Source organism: Collinsella sp. TF06-26 (assembly GCF_002232035.1).
Taxonomy (GTDB): Bacteria; Actinomycetota; Coriobacteriia; order Coriobacteriales; family Coriobacteriaceae; genus Collinsella.
On record NZ_NKXR01000005.1, the window covers coordinates 1 to 21994 of the forward strand.

At 59.6% G+C, this 21994-nt stretch carries 11 protein-coding genes, 2 tRNA genes and 2 rRNA genes; 1 reads left to right on the top strand and 14 read right to left on the bottom strand.

Features of this window, described 5'->3' with window-relative positions:
* Positions 1-23 precede the first annotated feature (23 nt).
* The 12 genes from CHY22_RS04115 to CHY22_RS04170 form a co-directional block, all read right to left on the bottom strand.
* Positions 24-2998: ribosomal RNA gene (locus CHY22_RS04115) — 23S ribosomal RNA — on the bottom strand.
* Between the two features lie 398 nt (positions 2999-3396).
* Positions 3397-4902, bottom strand: a 16S ribosomal RNA gene (locus CHY22_RS04120).
* The 16S and 23S rRNA genes sit together here, the layout of an rRNA operon.
* A 774-nt stretch (positions 4903-5676) precedes the next feature.
* Positions 5677-5749: transfer RNA gene (locus CHY22_RS04125), tRNA-Lys, on the bottom strand.
* A gap of 28 nt (positions 5750-5777) precedes the next feature.
* A complete protein-coding gene (locus tag CHY22_RS04130) occupies positions 5778-7058 on the bottom strand; it encodes an aminopeptidase (RefSeq protein ID WP_089572555.1) in 1281 nt (426 codons plus the stop codon).
* Positions 7059-7147: 89 nt separating this feature from the next.
* Positions 7148-7723, bottom strand: coding sequence for a hypothetical protein (locus CHY22_RS04135; RefSeq protein WP_089572556.1), 576 nt, complete (start codon positions 7721-7723; stop codon positions 7148-7150).
* Positions 7724-8602, bottom strand: coding sequence for a phosphoribosylaminoimidazolesuccinocarboxamide synthase (locus CHY22_RS04140; RefSeq protein ID WP_089572557.1), 879 nt, complete (start codon positions 8600-8602; stop codon positions 7724-7726).
* A gap of 118 nt (positions 8603-8720) precedes the next feature.
* Positions 8721-10286, bottom strand: coding sequence for a HAMP domain-containing sensor histidine kinase (locus tag CHY22_RS04145; protein ID WP_089572558.1), 1566 nt, complete (start codon positions 10284-10286; stop codon positions 8721-8723).
* An 11-nt stretch (positions 10287-10297) separates the two neighbouring features.
* Entirely contained in the window at positions 10298-11020 is a 723-nt protein-coding gene (locus CHY22_RS04150) for a response regulator transcription factor (RefSeq protein ID WP_006236208.1), read from the bottom strand.
* A 153-nt stretch (positions 11021-11173) separates the two neighbouring features.
* Positions 11174-12385, bottom strand: coding sequence for a twin-arginine translocation signal domain-containing protein (locus tag CHY22_RS04155; protein ID WP_089572559.1), 1212 nt, complete (start codon positions 12383-12385; stop codon positions 11174-11176).
* Complete coding sequence (locus tag CHY22_RS04160) at positions 12385-12648, bottom strand: TIGR03905 family TSCPD domain-containing protein (RefSeq protein ID WP_089572560.1); 264 nt, start codon at positions 12646-12648, stop codon at positions 12385-12387. The genes CHY22_RS04155 and CHY22_RS04160 overlap by 1 nt, the downstream gene beginning before the upstream one ends.
* Before the next feature lie 128 nt (positions 12649-12776).
* Complete coding sequence (gene purB / locus CHY22_RS04165) at positions 12777-14123, bottom strand: adenylosuccinate lyase (RefSeq protein ID WP_089572561.1); 1347 nt, start codon at positions 14121-14123, stop codon at positions 12777-12779.
* Between the two features lie 555 nt (positions 14124-14678).
* A tRNA-Gly gene (locus CHY22_RS04170) sits at positions 14679-14753 on the bottom strand.
* Between the two features lie 297 nt (positions 14754-15050).
* On the opposite strand from CHY22_RS04170, the gene CHY22_RS04175 reads away from it, so the two are divergent.
* Positions 15051-18482 (top strand): SpaA isopeptide-forming pilin-related protein, encoded by a 3432-nt coding sequence (locus CHY22_RS04175; protein WP_089572562.1) that lies wholly within the window; start codon positions 15051-15053, stop codon positions 18480-18482.
* Positions 18483-18548: 66 nt separating this feature from the next.
* Here the strand turns inward: CHY22_RS04175 and CHY22_RS04180 are convergent, their stop codons facing one another.
* On the bottom strand, positions 18549-18767 hold the full coding sequence (locus CHY22_RS04180) for a hypothetical protein (RefSeq protein ID WP_089572563.1): 219 nt from the start codon (positions 18765-18767) through the stop codon (positions 18549-18551).
* Positions 18768-18788: 21 nt separating this feature from the next.
* Positions 18789-21965: a hypothetical protein gene (locus tag CHY22_RS04185; RefSeq protein WP_089572564.1), complete on the bottom strand. Its 3177-nt coding sequence runs from the start codon at positions 21963-21965 to the stop codon at positions 18789-18791.
* Between the last annotated feature and the right edge of the window lie 29 nt (positions 21966-21994).

The window sequence follows — 21994 nt, forward strand, 5'->3', positions numbered from 1 at the left end:
GTCCCGCGGGCCGCGAGGTGCGGTTCCGGAAGAGCTCGGGCGATTAGTGCGGCTCGGCTGAGGACGTCGCCGTCCTTGCACCTGCCGTCTATCGACCAGGTAGTCTACCTGGGCCCTTACCGGAAGGAGAACTAATCCCTGGAACGGCTTCCCGCTTAGATGCCTTCAGCGGTTATCCGCGCCGCACGCGGCTACCCGGCCGTGCCGTTGGTCGACAACCGGTTCACCGGAGGTGCGTCCACCCCGGTCCTCTCGTACTGGGGGCAGCCTCCATCGATTCTCCTGCGCCCACGGAGGATAGGGACCGAACTGTCTCACGACGTTCTGAACCCAGCTCGCGTACCGCTTTAAACGGCGAACAGCCGTACCCTTGGGACCTGCTCCAGCCCCAGGATGCGATGAGCCGACATCGAGGTGCCAAACCTTGCCGTCGATGTGGACTCTTGGGCAAGATCAGCCTGTTATCCCCGGAGTACCTTTTATCCGTTGAGCGACGGCCCACCCACTCGGGGCCGCCGGATCACTAGAGCCTGCTTTCGCACCTGCTCGGCTTGTGGGCCTCGCAGTCAAGCCCGCTTGTACTCTTGCATTCAAAAGGACGGTTGCCGACCGTCCCGAGCGGACCTTCGCGCGCCTCCGTTACCCTTTAGGAGGCGACCGCCCCAGTCAAACTGCCCGCCTGGCACGGTCCCCGAGCCGGTTGACGGCCTCGGGTTAGGACGCCGGTCGCGCGAGGGCAGTATTCCAAGGGCGGCTCCCCGGGGGCTGGCGCCTCCGGATCGATGCCTCCTGCCTATCCTCTACACGCGGGACCAGCGGCCAATGCCAAGCTGCAGTGAAGGTTCACGGGGTCTTTCCGTCCTTCCGCGGGTAAGTCGCATCTTCACGACCAGTGCAATTTCACCGGGTCCATGGTCGAGACAGCGCCCAAGTCGTTGCGCCTTTCGTGCAGGTCGGAACTTACCCGACAAGGAATTTCGCTACCTTAGGACCGTTATAGTTACGGCCGCCGTTTACCGGGGCTTGGCTTCGGGGCTTCGCGCGATGCGCTAACTCCTCCGCGTGACCTTCCGGCACCGGGCAGGCGTCAGACCCTATACGTCGCCTTGCGGCTTCTGCAGAGTCCTGTGTTTTTGGTAAACAGTCGCTTGGGCCTCTCCACTGCGGCCCGCCTCCGCTCCCCGGGCAAGCCGGTTCACGTACGCGCGGGCACCCCTTCTCCCGAAGTTACGGGGCCATTGTGCCGAGTTCCTTGACCATGGTTGACCCGATCGCCTCGGTATGTTCTACCCACCCACCTGTGTCGGTTTGCGGTACGGGCGCGCACGCGCCTGCCTAGGGGTTTTTCTAGGGACCTCGGGCTCACTCGCTTCGCTTAAGTGCTTCGTCCGGAGCCTCGCCCTCGTGCGGACCGGATTTCCCTGGTCCGCGGGCCGCGCTCCATCACGGGGACGTCCAGAACCCCGCCGAGCCACCCCCATCCGTCGCCCCGTCGGTCGTAGCGCCGCGTGCGCGGTGCAGGAATGTCTGCCTGCTGCGCGTCGGCTACGCCTTCCGGCCTCGCCTTAGCCCCCGACTGACCCTGGGAGGATTAGCCTTGCCCAGGAAACCTCGGGTTCACGGCGGACGAGTTACTCTCTCGTCTCTCGCTACTCATGCCAGCATTCTCACTCCCATGCGCTCCACCGCCGGTCGCCCGGCGGCTTCACCGCCCATGGGAAGCTCCCCTACCGATTCTGAAAATCAAAATCCCGCCGCTTCGGTGTCCAGCTTAGCCCCGTGTATTGTCGGCGCATGTCCACTCGACCAGTGAGCTGTTACGCACTCTTTGAATGGATGGCTGCTTCTAAGCCAACATCCTGGTTGTCTGGGCGGACGCACATCCTTTGCCACTCGGCTGGAACTTGGGGACCTTAGCGGGCGGTCCGGGCTGTTTCCCTCTCGAGCACACAGCTTAGCCCACATGCTCTGACTGCCGCGCTCTGGGCCGCCGGCATTCGGAGTTCGGTTGGATTCGGTAGGCGGCGAAGCCCCCTCGTCCATCCGGTGCTCTACCTCCGGCGGTGAACGCGCGACGCTAGCCCTAAAGCTATTTCGGGGAGAACGAGATATCTCCGGGTTTGATTGGCCTTTCACCCCTATCCGCAGGTCATCGCCGCCGTTTTCAACCGACGTGCGTTCGGCCCTCCACGGGGTCTTACCCCCGCTTCAGCCTGCCCACGGATAGCTCACCCGGCTTCGCGTCCGCGGCGCGGGACTCAAGTCGCCCTGTTAAGGCTCGCTTTCGCTCCGGCTCCCTTTCGGTTAACCTCGCCCCGCGCCAGCGACTCGCTGGCTCATTCTACAAAAGGCACGCCGTCACACCCCGAAGGGTGCTCCGACTGCTCGTGGGCGCACGGTTTCAGGTACTGTTTCACTCCCCTCCCGGGGTGCTTTTCACCTTTCCCTCACGGTACTGGTGCGCTATCGGTCACAGGGTAGTACTCAGGCTTGGATGGTGGTCCACCCAGGTTCGGACCGGGTTTCACGTGCCCGGCCCTACTCAGGGACCGCGTCGCGCCGTCCGGTCTGGGTTCGCGTACGGGGCTGTCACCCGCTGCGGCCGGCCCTCCCATGCCGTTCCGCTCCCCAGCCGGACCTGCGCCCGGGGGCGGCAGCCCCCGGATGCGCGGCCCTGCAACCCCGTCGGCGGAACCCCTGCCGGGTATGCCCGCTCGACGGTTTGGCCATCGGTCCCCTTTCGCTCGCCGCTACTCGGGGAGTCTCGAGATTGATTTCCTCTCCTCCGGGTACTTAGATGTTTCAGTTCCCCGGGTTGTCCTCCCGGCCCCTATGCGTTCAGGGTCGGGATATCCACACCTCTGTGGATGGGTTCGCCCATTCGGAGACCCCCGGGTCGAAGGATGTGTGCTCCTCGCCGGGGATTATCGCAGCTTGCCGCGTCCTTCATCGGCTCCCTGTGCCAAGGCATCCGCCGTGCGCCCGTGGTATCTTGCGGGACCGCTCTCGGGCCCGCGGGATATCCACGTGTCGCTAATTAAGTTAAATTAATCGATATCATGAATAGCGCTCGTATGTCGCAATTCGGGTATCTCATACCGCGGCACAGTAGTTGACTGTGCTCGCGATCAGATGCTCCTCACTCATATATAAGTGAATTCTTCTTGTTTGGATCGGATGAATGATTGCTATCATTCTTGATTTAATCGCAGAAAAGAATCGAGTCTGGAAGAATGATCTTCCATCTCTCTCCTATCGCTATGCGGCTCTCAAGGTACGCGGGTGCGACCCCGGGGACCGGGTGCTGCGGGGACTTCCCCCGGGCGACATCCACCGGACGGGCTCCTGCCCTCTATTCGAGTTAAGTTGATCTCTCTAGAAGATTTATCTCCCTAGAAAGGAGGTGATCCAGCCGCACCTTCCGGTACGGCTACCTTGTTACGACTTCACCCCCCTCACCCTCCACACCTTCGGCGCCTCCCCCCTCTCGGTTGGGCCGGCGACTTCGGGTGCAGACGACTCGGGTGGTGTGACGGGCGGTGTGTACAAGGCCCGGGAACGCATTCACCGCGGCATGCTGATCCGCGATTACTAGCAACTCCGACTTCATGGGGGCGGGTTGCAGCCCCCAATCCGAACTGGGGCCGGCTTTCCGGGATCCGCTCCCCCTCGCGGGGTGGCATCCCTCTGTACCGGCCATTGTAGCACGTGTGCAGCCCAGGGCATAAGGGGCATGATGACTTGACGTCGTCCCCGCCCTCCTCCGCCTTGACGGCGGCGGTCCCGCGTGGGTTCCCGGCATCACCCGATGGCAACACGCGGCGGGGGTTGCGCTCGTTGCGGGACTTAACCCAACATCTCACGACACGAGCTGACGACAGCCATGCACCACCTGTATGGGCTCCTCTCGGCCACGGGGTCTCCCCCGCTTCACCCATATGTCAAGCCCTGGTAAGGTTCTTCGCGTTGCTTCGAATTAAGCCACATGCTCCGCTGCTTGTGCGGGCCCCCGTCAATTCCTTTGAGTTTTAGCCTTGCGGCCGTACTCCCCAGGCGGGACGCTTAATGCGTTGGCTGCGGCACGGGGGGATCGTCCCCCCACACCTAGCGTCCATCGTTTACGGCTGGGACTACCAGGGTATCTAATCCTGTTCGCTCCCCCAGCTTTCGCGCCTCAGCGTCGGTCTCGGCCCAGAGGGCCGCCTTCGCCACCGGTGTTCCACCCGATATCTGCGCATTCCACCGCTACACCGGGTGTTCCACCCTCCCCTACCGGACCCAAGCCGCGGAGGTTCCGGGGGCTTCGGGGGGTTGAGCCCCCCGCTTCGACCCCCGGCCTGCCGGGCCGCCTACGCGCGCTTTACGCCCAATGAATCCGGATAACGCTCGCCCCCTACGTATTACCGCGGCTGCTGGCACGTAGTTAGCCGGGGCTTCTTCTGCAGGTACAGTCTTGACTCTTCCCTGCTGAAAGCGGTTTACGACCCGAAGGCCTCCGTCCCGCACGCGGCGTCGCTGCGTCAGGGTTCCCCCCATTGCGCAAGATTCCCCACTGCTGCCTCCCGTAGGAGTCTGGGCCGTGTCTCAGTCCCAATCTGGCCGGTCGGTCTCTCAACCCGGCTACCCGTTGTCGGCACGGTGGGCCGTCACCCCGCCGTCTACCTGATGGGCCGCGGAGCCATCCCCTCCCGTCGGGGCTTTAGCCGGGGTGCCATGCGGCACCCCGGGGTATCCGGTATTACCCGTCCTTTCGGGCGGCTATCCCGGGGGAGGGGGCAGGTTCTCCACGTGTTACTCAGCCGTTCGCCACTCGCTTCCCTCCGGAGAGGGGTGCCGTTCGACTTGCATGTGTTAGGCGCGCCGCCAGCGTTCATCCTGAGCCAGGATCGAACTCTCCGTCCAAAATATTCTGGGCTTCGAGCCCGTCCGGTCCTCTCAGTCCATCGCTGATCGGTTCCGTTCGATTCATATGGTTCTGTATAGGAAAAGGAATTTCTCGGGGCCGCCTCTCGGCGGCCTTGCGAAAAACAAATCCAAGTTAGACCATTTCAAATGGTTCGATGTCTGCCCGGATGCGACACTGAATGTGTCCATCCTCGCAGTATCCGGTTCTCAAGGTGCACGCCTGGCGGCTGATCCGGTCCGACCGGGCCGCGCGGCAAGGAGATATATTGCCAGACCGGAGGGGCGCCGGGGGCGGGAATCGCGCACTCCATATTTTGTTCACAAATGAATAGGTCCCTCAGTCGCATCACTGAGGTTAAAACTGAAGCATTGGCTTCTGATATTGGCGATGACCAGCTGGTTTATAGGTGTTAAGGCATCGGTCATCTCTGGAGCGCCACTTTACTCCAAAAGCATCAGCTATTTGTTTCCCGTCGGTAAAAGGCAGGTTTTGTTCGCCAAGCGTTCTTATATATAGAGAAGTTCGGGTTCGAACCCGTGTCGCGGCAACAAAAAAGCGGCCGGCATCCGCCAGTCGCTTTTTTAGTCTATGGTGGGCCGTCAGGGGTCCAGCCTGCTCCGCAGGCGGCCGCTGCGGCGCTTCGCGCCTTGCTCGCTGCGCTGGCAAACGCTCACGCGTTTACTCAGCTCCGCGCCCCGACGGGTTCGAACCCATGAAAAGGCGACAAAAAAGACGGCCAACCGAAGTTGACCGTCTCAACAATCTTTGGGTGGGCCGTCAGGGGTTCGAACCCTGGACCTTGGGATTAAAAGTCCCCTGCTCTGCCAGCTGAGCTAACGGCCCGCGGGTGGCATTGTACCACGGTCTGGGACTATTCCCAACTCCATTGGCCGTTCTGGAAAATCACAACTTCACGTCCATCAGGCGTAATGCCCGTAATATCGATGTCGTCCGTGCCAATCATAAAATCGACGTGCGTGCTCGAGACGTTAACGCCATGCTCCAGGAGCTCTTCCTTGGACATGTCATACCCACCCTCGATACATTCGGGGAAACCGACACCTAGCGCGAGATGGCAGCTGGCGTTCTCATCATAGAGCGTGTCATAGAACAGAACGCCACTTTCACGGATCGGCGTGTTCTTGGAGATAAGCGCAACCTCACCCAGATGAGCGGCACCTTCATCGGTGTCAATAATGCTCGCAAGCGTCGCCTTACCCACGCGGGCATCGTAGTCCACTACGCGGCCCGCCTCGAACTTGATCCAAAAATCATCGACCTTGTTGCCGTGGTGGATGAGCGGCATGGCCGAGTACACGATACCGTCAGCGCGCATGCGATCGGGCGAGGTGAAGACCTCCTCGGTGGGGATGTTGGGGAAGAAGGGATGACCGTCGGGGGTCTCACCCTTACCGCCGGCCCACTCATGGCCCTTCGTCATACCAATCGTCAGATCAGTTCCGTTCGAAGCGGTGTAGTGCAGGTAATCAAATTGATTATCGTTTAGAAAACGCAGGTTCTTTTCGAACGCCGCGTCATGAAGCTCCCAATCGCTCTCCGGGTCCTGGCCATCTGCGCGAGCGGTGTGCAGAATCGCATTCCACAGCTTATAGATTGCGACCTCATCGGCGTCTCCCGGGAACACCTCACGCGCCCAAGCCACGACCGGAGCGCCGGCGATACACCACGGGTTGATGTTGTAATCCAGTCCACGGCGGAAGACCTTGCACTGCGTATTCCTTGCCTTGGAAGCCGCGGCTGGCTTGGCGGGATCGATACCCTTGAGAGCTGCAGGGTCCGCACCCTCGATAAAGATAAAGCAGGCACCATCCTGGGCCAGGGAATCAAGCTGCAGGCGCTTCCACTCGGGCGTCTGCTCAAAATAGCTTTGCTCGACATGCTCGTACGTGAGCCTCGTCACGGCATCATCGGCCCAAATAACCGTCACGTGACCGGCACCGGAGGCATAGGCCTCCGCGACCACCACGCGCGCAAACGGCGCGCACTCGACCGGAGACTGAACGACAACCTCCTGGCCGGGCTTGACGTTTACGCCCTTGCGGACAACCAGGCGCGCATAGTTTTTAATCTTGGGCTCTAGGGCCTTCATGCCCTCCAGAGCCTCTTCGACCGTCAGGGCAGCTCGAATCATGTGCCACTCCATCTATCTATAGAACAGTAAAAAGACGCGCCGCAAAAACGACGCGCCTTATATCTTAGCGATAAGTATGCATGCAAACGCTACTTCTTCTTGGAGTCCTTCTTGTCCTCCTCGGCAGCCGAGCGCTCGATAAGGGCGTTGAGCTTGTTCTCGGACATGCCCTCGGCCTGCGTGCGGTACATGTTGCGCAGGGGACGAATACGAACGAAGTCGTAAATAAAGTCACCCAAAATGACGACGTAGGACAAAACGATGCCGACCATCTGAACAGGGCTGGACACCATGCCAGCGGGAGCGAAGTACAGCGAAGCCCAAATGGCCACGACGAGCACCATGCCGATAGCGAGCACGGCCCACCAAATACGGCGGCGCTTGGTGTAGTCCTCATCCTGCTTGAGAAGGATATTCGACACCGTGTAGATGCGATCCTCTCGGGCGCGCTGCTTGGCCTTGCGGGCGCGTTTTTCCTCCTTGGAAAGGCCTTCCAGGTTTTCGCCCTTCTCGAGCTCTTTGCGGCGTGCCTTGGATGATGCCGGCACGACGTGAACAGAGCTCGCTGCCTGACGGGCGGGCTTAGCGGATGCGGCGGACTTGCGCGCAACCCCGGTAACCTCGCGGGATTGCGTGCGCTTGTTCGTGGCGCTGCGGGTACTCACTTACGCGTTCTCCTTCATGCTTGTGAACTGGGAGCCCGTGATGATCTGGAAGGCCTCGCGATAGCGCTCGGACGTGCCATCGATGACCTCGGCGGGCAGGTGCGGGGTCTCCCCCGTCATATCCCAGTTGGCTTTGAGCCAATTGCGGACGAATTGTTTGTCGTAGCTGGGCTGAATCTTGCCCTCCTCGTAGCTGGCGGCAGGCCAGAAACGGCTGGAGTCGGGCGTGAGGCACTCGTCGATCAGCGTAACCTTGCCATCGATGACACCAAACTCGAACTTGGTGTCGGCGATGATGATGCCACGGGTCGCGGCGTACTCGGCAGCGGCCTTGTAGATCTTGAGAGACAGGTCGCGAATCTGCGTGGCGATGCCCTCGCCAACGATCTCGCAGCAACGCTCGAACGAGATGTTCTCGTCATGGTCACCGATCTCGGCCTTCGTGGACGGCGTGAACAGCGGCTCGGGAAGCTTGGAGGCCTCGGTCAGACCCTCGGGCAGCTGAATGCCGCAGACGGTGCCGTTCTCGTCATAGGTCTTCTTGCCCGAACCGGTCAGATAGCCGCGGACGATGCACTCGATAGGAATCGTCTGGGCCTTCTTGACCAGCATGGCGCGGCCTGCGAGGTAGTCACGATACTCGGCAAACTCCTCGGGGAAATCCGCCGGGTCGATGGAAACGAGGTGGTTGGGAACGATGTCGGCAAACTTATCGAACCAGAATGCCGAGATGCGGTTGAGCACCTCTCCCTTAAACGGAATCTCGTCGGGAAGAATGAAGTCGAACGCAGAAATGCGGTCGGTGGCGACCATCAGCAGGTTTTCACCGGTATCGTAGATATCACGAACCTTGCCACGGGAATCCGGACGACGCTCCATCGTTGTCACGTGAGTCACTCCTTACCAAAATACGACAGTAATGCGGGTTCTTTCCCGCACGTTTTCGCAAACCCGGAGCGGCAAGGACAAGACCCCTCCTTCACCGAGTAGCGAAAAGCTAGTGCTCCATTGTAGTAGATGCCGCGTCCGCCGTGTGCTCGCGTGGCAGATGAATCGTAAAAGTCGTACCCTTTCCAAGCTCCGACTCCACGGATATGTAGCCGTGATGACGCTCGACAATCTGCTTGGTCACGGCGAGGCCCACGCCCAGACCGCCCGCCTCACGGGCGCGGCTGGCGTCGGCACGCCAAAAACGACCAAAGATGCGCGACAAATCATCCTTGGCAATACCGATGCCCGTATCCGAAACCGCGATATCGACGTGCTTGCGGTCGCTGAGCACCGACACCACGACCCAACCCCCCTCGGGGGTATAGCGCATGGCGTTACTCAAAAGGTTGATGACGCATTGCGTGATCATGTCGGGATCTGCCTCGACAACGTCATCGTGGCCCTGCGTCTCATCCGCAAAGCGCAAACGCAGGTCACGATCGGCAAACAGGCGCTCCTGGCCATTCACAATCGAACGCACAAACGGCACCATATCCACCGGCTCCAGGTTGAGCGGCGCGGTACTGTTTTCCATGCGCGACAGATCGAGCATCTGCTGCACCAGACGGGCCAGACGACGCGTCTCGGATGCAACGGTTTCCAGATGCTCGTCGTCGGTGGGATACACCCCATCCTGCATGGCTTCGACTGTCGCGAGCATGGCCATAAGCGGAGTACGAAGTTCGTGAGCCACGTCTGAGGTCAGGCGCTTCTCGTGTTTCATATCCTTCTCAAGCGAAGTGGCCATCTCATCGAAGGTCTCACCCAGCTGATCAATCTCGTCATCACCGCGCAAACCAGTACGAGCGGACAGATCGCCATCGCGAATTTGCTTGGCCGTGCTCGTAATACGATGAATCGGCTTGGTGAGCATGCGCGACACGAGCGATCCGATAACGACCGAAATGCAGATTGCAACAACCGCGGCGAGGGCCATGGCGTTAAAGGTCTTCTCCCTAAATGCAGAATCCGCCTTGGTGAGCAAGGCATCGGAGCCGATGGCCCATAGCTTTACCTGTCCGACATGCTCGCCCGAAGACGTTATGATTTCGACGTTGGCAACGCTATCGGAGTCGGTTGGAGCAGACGAGACCGGGCTATGCGATGCTTTTTTACCGCTCGAGCTGCTCGACGCCGATTCGCTCTCGCGCACATCGGCGGTCGCGCTTGCCGAAGGCCATGAGTCGTCATAGACGACAACGCCCTTCTTGTTGACGACCTGCATACTCAGGTCGTCGGATACCAAACTCGATGTCGCGACCGTGCGCAGCTCGCCCGCAGTCCAGTTGCCGTTTTCCTCATACGACGTCGCAAGCTTTTCGGCAGCAGAATTGGCGATCTCGACGATATTGGAGCGCGTGTAATCCGAAAAGACCGTGCCCCACACAACAGAGACCACGCCCACCAGCACCAATACCGTCATGAGCGATGTCAGAGCAAAAGCAAGTGCCATGCGCGAGGGATAGCTCATCGTTGGCCGTGAATCGGAACGAGGCGTGTTCCAACTAGCCTTGGAACCCGCCTCGCTCTCCTGCTTGTGCTTTTGTCCGATTTCAAAGCGCGCAGGTGTCATATGTGATTTCCCTATTTCTCGTCCGACTTATCGGTCTTGGCCGGAGCCTCGAAGCGATAGCCGACACCGTGGACGGTGTAGAGCCACTTGGGCTTCTTGGGATCATCGCCCAGCTTGGCGCGAAGGTTCTTCACGTGGCTATCGATGGTGCGCTCATAGCCCTCAAAGTCGTAGCCGAGCACCTTCTCGACCAGCTCCATGCGGTTGTAGACGCGACCGGGGTGACGGGCAAGCGTGGTGAGCAGCTTAAACTCGGAAGCCGTCAGGTCGACTTCCTTGCCCTCGACCAAAATCTTGTGGCCCGAGATATCGATGACCAGATCGCCGAAGTCGAGTACCTCGACGGCTGGCTCGTCGGCCTGATGGGCACGGCGGAACAAGGCGCGTACGCGCGCGACAAGCTCGCGCGGCGAGAACGGCTTGATCAGATAGTCGTCGGCGCCGAGCTCAAGACCGATAATACGGTCCTCGATCTCGCCCTTGGCAGTCAGCATGATGATGGGGACATCCGAGGTATCGCGAATGGTGCGGCAAACGCGCTCGCCGGGGATCTTGGGGAGCATAAGGTCGAGCACGACCAGGTCAAACTGATGCTTCTCGAACTCCTCGATCGCGGACTGGCCGTCGCCGACACCCACAACCCAGTAGCCTTCGCGCTCGAGATAGGCAGCGACGGCGTCACGGATTGCCTTCTCATCCTCGACCAGCAGAATCTTTTTTGCATCTGAAGCCATAACACGGCCCCCCTGTCTCAATCAGCTAAGAACAAGCCCATTTTAACGCACCTGAGCCCGCCGGATGCCACTATGACGCGGCAGCTCGGCGGGCGGTACTCACAATTACAACGCGTTTATTCCCCTGTTGGCGCCTTTTTAACCCCTCTAAGCTTAAAGAGAGAATAGGCGTGCGGTGACCGTCTCGGGTATACCCTGGCTGTTGCGCACCGTGGCGTACGTAAGGAATGAGTCCGATTTTCCCGCCGTAGCTGGATAATCGCCATATTCCAAAGCGCGGTCGGGCGACAACAGCGAGCCATAGGTCTTGGCAGAGGTGTCGATGAGAAAATGCGATGCCTGGACTTTAACCAGGTATTTATTTTTCCTTCCCGCAACGCACGCGAGCGGCTCACGCGAAAGGAAGAGGTACGGCCCGCCCTCGTTACCGATATAGGTGCCCATATTGCCCAGGCTACCCACACCGTTATACGTCGCCTCAATGGAGAACACGAAGGTGTCGCCCATATACACGGCCTCGAAAGGCGAAACCGACGAAGGAAGCACCAGCTGAGCTCGCTTCGTATTGTTGCCGTCAGTCAGGTCGATCGCCGTCATACCGTAATAGACGCCCTCATCATTGTGCACGCGGGGCGAGATGGTCAGGATGCCGTCGCTCACACGCGGGGCGGATGCGAAGCGGCCCGTCGACTTCCAAATAGTCTCAGGCTTGGACTCGCTGGGCGACTGACGGCAGCAGTACGAATCGTTACTCGTCTTGCTGCCGCCGGACGAGGGCATCTTATACCAGATGACCGACGACCCATACGCTGTGAAGAGCGGCGGATCGTAATTTTCGCCACCGCGATCGAGCTCGACAGCGTTGCCGGTAAGGGAGGAGCCTGCAAGGTTTTGCGCATAGAGTTTCCAAGACGCATTGGCAAAGTTCATCTCGACCCACGCGAACACGCCATCACCCGCGCGAACGTCGTAAAACGCATAACCGGTTCCCTCAACGGGATCCTCGATAAGTGTGGTAAGCGAGCCATCGCCCAGGTTGAGCACACCAAGCGTATTGGCATGCAGGGCAGAAGCAGGCGCCATCATCGCGGCAGCGTAGTCGCCATCGCAGTAGTACAGCAGCGTGCCCAGCGGCAGCGTCCACGACGCCGCCGGCTCAAGATCGATATCAACAGCTTCGTACTCATCAGTGATCGAGACAATCTTCGAATCGTCCTTGATAACTTGCGGCTCGCCGGCGGCATCGTCGCTGGTGCCCGTTTTTTTCGAGCAACCGGCAAGCACCGTGGCAGCGCCCGCGGCAGCACCGCCGAGCACAAAGCCACGGCGCGATATTCCATTCTTGATGTGGTCGGCGATACCCATTAGGCGATCTCGGCGCGAGCGGCCTCGATAGCGCGCGTAAGCTGATCGGCGCAAGAGGTCTTTTTCATACCGCAGGTATTACCGGCGAGAACCTCGATTACGCGATCGGCAGGAGCACCCTCGACTAACTTGGAGATTGCCTTGAGATTGCCGTCACAGCCGCCGGTAAACTCAACGCCCAGCACCTTGCTGCCATCGTCAGAGAGATTGAGGTGAATATTGCGAGAGCATACACCCTGCGGCTTGTAATCAAACGAAATCATGCGATCCCCTCTCAGAATGTTATTCGAGACGACTATTATCCCCGTCTTTCCCTAAATGCAACGAGGCGCTTTGCCGGCAACACACATTACCAGCAAAGCGCCCTAAAAAGCTAACGTTATGCCCGAACCTACTCGAAGCTCAGCTGCTCCAGGCGATCGAAGACCGTGTCGATGCGGGTGAGGAAGTCCCACGGATCAAAGATCTCGTCGAGCTTCTCCTGGCTGACGGTGCAGCGCGGATCAGCCTCGAGACGCTCCTTAAAGGTGGGACCGGAGACGCAATCCTGCACCTCGTGCCAGGTAGCCATGGCGTTTTCCTGCACGATCGCATAGGCATCTTCGCGGGTGATGCCCGTATCGACGAGGGCCAGCAGGACCTTGGAGGAGAAGATGAGACCGCGAGTCTTGTTGAGGTTGGCCATCATGCGAGCCGGATACAGCTGCAGGCCGTCGATAACGCGGATGAGACACTGGAACATGTGGTCGAGTGCGATAAAGCTATCGGCCTGGGCGACGCGCTCGGCAGAGGAGTGCGAAATGTCACGCTCATGCCACAGGGCGACATTGTCGAAGGCAACCTGGGCATTGGACTTCACGATGCGCGACAGGCCACAGACCTTCTCCATGGTGATCGGGTTGCGCTTGTGCGGCATGGCGGAGCTGCCCTTTTGACCCTTACGGAACGGCTCCTCGGCCTCAAGCGTATCGGTCTTCTGCAGATTGCGGACCTCGGTAGCGATGCGCTCGCAGGTGGCCGCCGTGGTGGCGAGGACGCCGGCGAGGTAGGCGTGATGGTCGCGGGAGATGACCTGCGTGGACAACGGGTCGTGGACCAGACCCAGGTGCTCGCAGACATATTCCTCGACAAACGGCTCGATGGAGCTGTACGTGCCGACAGCGCCCGAGATGGCACCGAAGGCAACGTTCTTGCGGGCGTCCTCAAGACGATCCAGGTCGCGCTTGAGCTCCCAGGCCCAAGAGCCAAACTTCATGCCGAAGGTCATCGGCTCGGCATGGATGCCATGGGTGCGGCCAGCGCAAAGCGTGTTGCGCTCCTCGAAGGCGCGGCGCTTGCAGATCTCGCCGAGCTTCTTGACGTCCTCGATGATCAGATCGCAGGCCTGGGTGAGCTGGTAGCACAGAGCCGTATCGCCCAGATCGGAGCTGGTCATGCCATAGTGAATCCAGCGGCTGGGCTTGGGGTCGCCCTCGGGAACATCGGCGTCGATGTACTCCTTCATGTTGGTCAGGAAGGCAATAACGTCGTGGCGCGTGACTTCCTCGATCTCGTCGACCTTTGCCTTCTCAAAGTTGGCGTGGTCGCGGATCCACTGGGCTTCGTCTTTAGAAATGCCGATCTTGCCGAGCTCCGCCTGGGCCTCGCAGGCCAGGACCTCGATCTCCTGCCAAATGGCGTACTTGTTCTCGAGGGAGAAGATGTGTCCCATCTCCGGGCGGGTATAGCGATCGATCATAGCGGCTCCTTTTTGGTTATTGGCACGTTGGTCGTAACCCAACCATTGTACCGTGCGCAGGTGCAAGTATGGGCAGCAGGCATTAACCTAACATTTTGGAATTGGAGCGGGCGACGGGACGTCCGCGTATTTGCTTCGCAAATCCGCACCGGCTGCGGTCGATCTCCCCGGATTCACGGAGACGATGGGGAAGACTTTGTTGAATTGGCCGTCCCAAGGTCTCCCGCGCTCGATGGAGCGGGCAACGGGACGTCCGCGTATTTGCTTCGCAAATCCGCACCGGCTGCGGTCGATCTCCCCGGATTCACGGAGACGATGGGGAAGACTTTGTTGAATTGGCCGTCCCAAGGTCTCCCGCGCTCGATGGAGCGGGCAACGGGACGTCCGCGTATTTGCTTCGCAAATCCGCACCGGCTGCGGTCGCCTATCGGCGACCTTGCCTGCTCGCTATAAACGCTTCGCGTTTATTTAACGCTCGCACCCTGTCGGGTTCGAGTCCCGGCACTTTATTGAAAAAGGCACAGTAACGAAACGTTACCGTGCCTGAAATTCGAATGGAGCGGGCAACGGGACTCGAACCCGCGAGTGTCAGCTTGGGAAGCTGATGCCTTACCACTTGGCGATGCCCGCTTGTGTGTTGGCTAGTATAACGCGGTTGTCTTGTTCGATACAAGGGTGGCGATGCTTGTTTTAGCTGTGGAGATTCGTTTGAAAATCGCGTCAATTGTGGAGATGAGGACCTTTGACCTCCTGTTCTCCCTATCTTCTACCTGCGCTTTTGCTTGGTTGTTGTATTTGAGCTCAATTTGTCAGGAATTGGGCAAGCTTTTGGTCAGGCTCCGGTACTTACCCGCATGAACCTCGGGGGTAGCCTCATCCTACGCGTCGCAACCTCCCCATGCGGCGCACGAGGGATAAGGAGCAGCCATGTCCAACGCACCCACGCACTCTGTCCACAGCGCAATCGCAACAGGTCCGCTGCTCCTGCTCCTCTTCCTGCTTTTCGGCTGCCTGGCACCGGGAGCCGCATTTGCCGTCGATGGCTACGACCAGCTCGGCTTCCGCACTATTAGCGATGATTGTGGGCCCTTCTTTATCGGCAAGTATGAAGCTCAAGACGCCTCGATTGCCTACTGCATGAACCAGGAGCGCCCCGGCCCCACCAAGCCGGGCGGCCCATGGCTCAACTTTGATCAAGGCTGGGTGTGGCTCGACGACGAGTTCGCGGCAATCGTTTGTCACGGATATCCTACCGCCACGTCGTTTGGCGGTTACCATCTTTCACCCGATCGCGCCCGCGCCGCCACCCAGCTTGCCGTATGGATGCTCAACGGCACTACCCATGTCGACGGCACCTACTCCTACACGACCGCTCAGGGTAAAACCAAGAGCGGACACTTTACCGCCGACAATGAAGTCGTAGCGGCTGCGCGGTGGCTCCACGACAACGCAAAATCAGGAAGCATCAAAGCCGCTCCGCACCGCGCGCGGCGCTATTTAGGGGCCGTATCGGGCGGCAGCAAACGTCAAGACATGCTCTATGTACTGCCAGCGGTCTCTGTTTCCTTCCAAAAGCAGTCTGCAAACGCTGCCATTACCAGCGGAAACAATACTTATCAGTTTGACGGGGCAACATTCGATGTTTTTGAGAGCGCCAGCGACGCACGTGTCGGCACCATCCAGATGGACGGCAACGGTCGAGCACAGGCAACACTTCTGCCCAATACGGCATACTACCTAGTTGAAACGAAGGCGCCGGCCGGCTATGTCCCCCGTCGTGATCGCATCGCCTTTACCACGGGGAATGACGGTGGACAGGTCGCCATTGAAGAACAGCCCGGCACCATCAACCTGTGTATCGTAAAACTCGATGCCGCGACGAATGCCGGCCCCCAGGTGGGATCTTCACTCGCAGGAGCAGAGTTCACGTGTGTGTCGCAATCAACCCCTGGATGGGCGCAAATCCTCACGACCGACGAAAGCGGCCGAGCCACCCTCACCGATGTCCCCCTAGGAACCTTTACCATCTATGAATCAAAAGCCCCCGAGGGCTACCTGCCATCCAACGACAGCTGGTCCTATACCGTTAGAGCCGACCAGCTCGGTGATTCAGGCGTGGTCGAGATTGAATCTCGCGTTTCCGATATCCCCATTGCGTTTGACCTTGAAATTTCCAAATTCAAGGACTACGGCAATAGCGACCAATCCGGCTTGGAGCAGCCGGCGGGAGGTGTTGTCTTTGAGGTTGTGAGCAACAGCTCTCAGCAGGTTGTTGGCACACTGACCACAAACATCTATGGCTTTGCCTCCACCAAAGATCAGCCCGAAGCATGGTTTGGCGCAGGCAAGCGACCCGCCGGTGTCCACGGAGCCATCCCATACGACCGCGCCGGCTACACCGTTCGTGAGGTTCCGGAAACCGTCCCCGAGGGTTTTAAACGTGCAGGGGAATGGACAGTCGAGGCCAATCAGATTTCCGACGGCGCCGAGCTTCAATATATCGTGGACAACCACGCTCTGTCGACGCATCTCCAGATTGTAAAACGCGATGCCCAAACAGGCGCTTCTGTTCCCCTAGCCGGATTCACCTTCCAACTCCTCGACAGCAATCACAAACCTGTCTCACAAACTTGCTGGTATCCAGCACATAACGTAATGGACACCTTTACGACCGACGCGACCGGGACCGTCACACTGCCCGAATCGCTCGTGCCGGGCACCTATTATGTACGCGAAACCTCGGCCAAAGAGCCCTATCTTGTCGGCAAAGAGATCGAGGTAAACATACCCGCCGACATGAACCTAACGCCCGTTGCAATCGCCTCGTATTATGACCACGCCGCGACCGGAAACATCAGGATCGCTAAAACCGATGTCGTAGACGGCAGCAGCCTCGCGGGCGCCATCTTTGAGATCCGTGCCTCGGGTGATATCGTGCGCCCCGACGGTAGCATTGCCGCGCTCGACGGTGAGACTGTCGCTACCGTCACAACGGATGAAACTGGAGAAGCACGCGCGGACGACCTCCCGCTGGGATCTGGCACCGCACGCTACGAGGTTGTCGAGACTCAAGCGCCGGCAGGCTTCTTACTCGACCGGACGCCCCATATCGTAGACCTCGCTTATGCCGACCAGAAAACACCCGTTGTAGAAGCACGGCTTAACGTATCCGACGATTACACCAAGGTTGATATCTCCAAGGTCGATGCAAGCGGAGAGCAGGAAGTGAAAGGCGCACAACTCACCTTATATGGTCCCGATAAAACCGAAATAGACTCCTGGACCTCATCCGACAAGCCGCACCGCGTCGAACATCTTGCACCCGGCACCTACTCGTTGCGCGAAATGATGTCTCCGCGGACCTATGACCTTGCCGAGGAGATAACGTTTGAAATAAAGGATACGGGAGAAGTCCAATCCGTCGCGATGAAGGATGCGCCCATCGAGATCAAAGGACAGGTCGACAAGCGTCAGGAGCTTGTCCAACCTATCGGGAAGGGTCTGCTGGCCAACGGCGATGGTAAAAATCGCGCCGCAACGCAAACCAATACGGACGGTCTTTTCTCCTATACCATCGACGCTCGAAACGATTCAGCTACCTGGGTTGATGAGTTCACAATTACCGATGATCTTGAGTGTGCCGAGGACGATACGGCGAGATTCGTCTCAATCGAAACCCCCGTCGCCATCGGCGACCTCAACGGTCTGTGCAACGTGTGGTATCGCACGACGCCGTTGGACTCGACAGACGTCGATGAGCCGGCAAACGCGACGCTTGACGATGGGCACGAAAATCCTTGGCTTGAGTCCGACGAAGTAAAAGAGAGTCTGGGTGAAGATTGCCGCCTCGTCGATTACGACGGCTGGCACCTCTGGAAGGCGGATGTCTCGACCACGGAATCAGCCACACTCGAGGCGAAAGAACTCAACCTTGCATCCAATACCGTCGTAACGGGCATTCGCATTGAATACGGTGCGGTAGCCGCCGACTTTACGACTCGAAGCGATACGGATTCTTGGACCCGCGATGATCTCAAAGATGAGCACGACGACCTTGACGATGCCAAAGCAATCCTTGGCACAGATGCTCGGGGCGCAGTCGTGCACATGCAGGCAACGTCGGCTTACACACCCCAAACCGCACTCACCAACAGCGCACGCGTCGATCTTTGTCGCAACGGCGGCGGCGATAAACTTGAGTCACATGACGAGGACCGTGTCATTCAACGCTGTACCCTACCGCAGGACCTACCGGCAACAGGATCAGCTCCCATCACCGCTTGCATCACCGCGCTTCTGACCTCGGGTGCCGCAGCCCTATGGTTCGCTCGCCTTAGGTCAATCCCAAAGAAGCGCTAGCGCGATGAAAAAGCGGGCGAGCCAGTCCCCCGGCTCGCCCGCTTTCAATCATTTAAATCGCCGCATCTACTCTGCAGACGAAGATCCACCATCAACGATTGCCTGCTCGGACTCAGGAATCCCATCGGCGCCCGTGCTCTGTTCTTGCTCCACCTCTTCGCTGATTGCGGAGGCGGGGGTCGAGCCCTTCGCGCCCACGATGTAGGCAGCTCCAAACCCTAACGCAATGGCAATCAAGGTCAAAACCACGTAGACAGGCCAATGGCGCTTAATATACGAAAACACGTTGACTCCTTAGAGCTCCGTCTACGAACGGCGGATAACCTCGGTCACGACCTCGGATACCGTGGCAATGTTCGTCGGGTTGACATTGTGGGGCAGGTCGTCCTCGGTACGAGCACAAGCCAGGCGCGTGCCGTCCACGCCGGCGATGGTGAGGGCTCGGCGGCTCGCCTCGAGCGCGGCATAGGCATCGGTCTTGGCATAGGGCATCTCGAGCGCGCCACAATCGACATGGAACGACTTGCACACCTTGCTGACCAGGTTCATGATGCGGCGATCGCCCTTGAGCAGCTGCTGTTCGCCCTCAACCGTCACCACCGAAAGCCTACCGGCGCCGACGGATTCAAGATTGATGAAGAATACGCCGCGGAGCTTATCGCGATGCGAAGCCAAGAAGGCCTTCATACCGGCGCCATCACAGTCCGAGGCGCCCGTTGCCACAAACCAGATATCGTGACCGAGCAGCTCATCATCGCCCATAGAGGCGACAGCCGAGAGCATATCTTCGGAAGAAGCGCCGTCGGAAGACGTAGCGCCGCCCTTCCAGCCATCGTTATCGTCCTCGAAATTATCCCACGAACCGATGCCGCGACCGGACTTCTTGGCATCGTAATCGTCTTCGACGCCCAGCCAATCACTCATGCTGTCCTGTTCGTTTTTCTTTTTACGACCGAACAGGCCGCCCAGGCCGCGCTTGCGAGACTTGGGTGCCGCCGGGGCGGGAGCCGAAATGGTCTCGATCGGCTGAGCGCCCGACGCAACGGGCATAGGAGGCGCAACGGGTGCCGATGTGGGTTCGGGACCCTGAGCGGTAGCAAAGGGGTCGTTGACCTGTGCGGAGGGGTCGGGAAGGTCGAACAGCGACGTGCGAGACGCAACGTTTGCCTGCTTCATCGACGGCAGCGACGGATCGGGGACCGAAGCCAGCGGAGACGAGGAAGGTGCAGGCGACGGAGCCGACGCCGGATCGGGAACATTCATCTGCGGACGTGGCGATGCCTGGGAGGAAATCTGGGCCATAAGGGAATCGACCGTTTCGTCCTGGGTGGGAGCAACATCGGCAACCGTGGCACCGGAACCACTCGGGGTCGGCATGGTGAAAATCTGCGTGGAGTAAGGCCTCGACTCATCTGTCTCGGGAGCCTCGGAAACCGCAGGCACTTCCTCCTGCTCGACCTCGGTCGAATCATCTTGCTCGGCTGTTGCGTATTGCTCTTCGTCAGAGTTGGCCTCGACGGGCTCGTCCTCGGCGGCATCTTGGATTTCGGCAGCATCAATAGGCCCGTCATCGTCTGCCGCGTCGCCCTGCTCATCGGAAACAGGAAGGGACTCGGCAATCGCGGTGCCTTGCTTTTCAAACGTTATCGTGGAATCGAACTGCGCGGCATCAAACGACATGGTGCTATCGACGTGCTGCTGAGCCTCGAAAGACGTCGTCGCCTCAACAACATCCGCGGACGCCGGTTGCTGGGACTCAAAGGACGTCGTAGCTTCGGCAGCGTCGACGGGCACGGACTGCATAGCCTCGTTCTGCTCGAACTCTTGCGCCGCGAGCTCACGTGCCGCCTCGGTTGCCTGCTGCTGAGCGATAGCCTCCTGCTCGGCGGCCTCGCGTGCGGCAGCGCGCTTCTCCTCGAAATCGTCGACAAATTTCCTGCCCTTTGCGAGCGCACCCTTAAAGAAGCTGGAAGCGCTGGCACCAATCGAAGAGAACGCGGATGCAATATCGGCATGGGGCGTTGCCGCGGGAATCTCGGCCGAGAAATCAGTATCGCTCTCGTAAGACACGCGCCTCGGCTGTTCAACGTAATCGTCGTCAGACTCGTCCGCAACGTCTTGCGCCGGCGAGGCGGGAGCCAAAATGTCCAGTCCTACCGCGGGATCGATCGCGGACACCGCCTCGGACTCGGCAACGGCAGCGGTAACCGCGGCAGACTCATCATCCACGGTCACGACGGGGGCAGGCTCGGGCTCAAACGTCGGCTCCTCGCCCTCCTCGTAATCGAGCGTGCAGGACTCGGGAAGCATCCCGAGCGCACGGATGGCATCCGAACCAAAGCGGATGTTGCCGGCGGCATTGCGATAGAGCTTGGGCTCGGGCTCGGCCGCGACAGGCTCCTCCGCCGGCTCGGCAGCGGAAACCTCGTCATTGAACTCTTCGGCCTGGACAGCCTGATTCTGATCCTCGGGCACAATGGCGCCAATCAGCGTCTCGTCGGCAGACGCACCCTCAAAGCCCTCGATCTGCTCGTCGAAATCCTCACCCTGTTCGGGCTCGGCCTGAGCGTCGGGAGCAATCGGCTGACCGAACTCATCCTCGGCGTAGGTAGGCTCTTCATACTCGATGGTGTTGCCGTAGTCGTTTTGCTGCTGGGCCGCGGCATACTCCGCCGCTGCGCGCGCCATTTCCTCGGCACGACGCTTCTGCTCCCCAAAATAGGTATCGAACGGAACATCGTCGGGAAACTCGTTTTCGCCCTGGAAGGGAGCAACGTTGTCCATGACGCCGAGCATAGCGGCGACAGAAGACTTGTTGCACACTGCGCCGGACGTATAGGGAAGAATGTGGCGGTTAGAGATGATGTTTGCCGCGTTGACAAGTGCAACGAGGGAAGCGAGGATCGCGACAATCCACAGCAGAACCTTGAGCGCGCCGGGGAGCGGCAGGATACGCAGGATGGCAACGGCAGCAGGGGCAACCGTGGCAACGGGCAACAGCTTGGCGATGAGTGCGCGATACGAAGCATAGGGCTCGCGGGCGAGCAGCTCAGCACGGGGAGAGTCGTAGTGTGCGACAACGACCACCGGGCGGTTGCGCGGAGACGCGAGCGGGCCCGAGGCCTTGTGGTAGGCGATGACATTTTGGCTCACGCCCGTCTTGCCCAGGCGCGAAACCACGGGGTGGCCCGTGCGCTCGAGCACGTAAAGAACGGCGCCGATGATGGCCAGCAAGGTGCCGACCAAGCCGATACCGCCGCCGATGCCCATCAGCAGGGCACCGGCAAACGCAAGAATACCGGTAACGGCAAATGCCAATCTACTGGGCGCCGGGGCATTGAACTCCTGAACCTCGGGATCAAAGCCGTGGTTGCGGAAGATTTGAGCGATATCCTCGGCAGCCAAGCGCTCTTCTTCGCTGCATGCCGGCGTAATGCCGGTGTTCTGCAGCAGGTGGTTAATATAGTTCTGGGTGTTCGCCATGTGCGCTCCACATCCATAATCCGACAAAT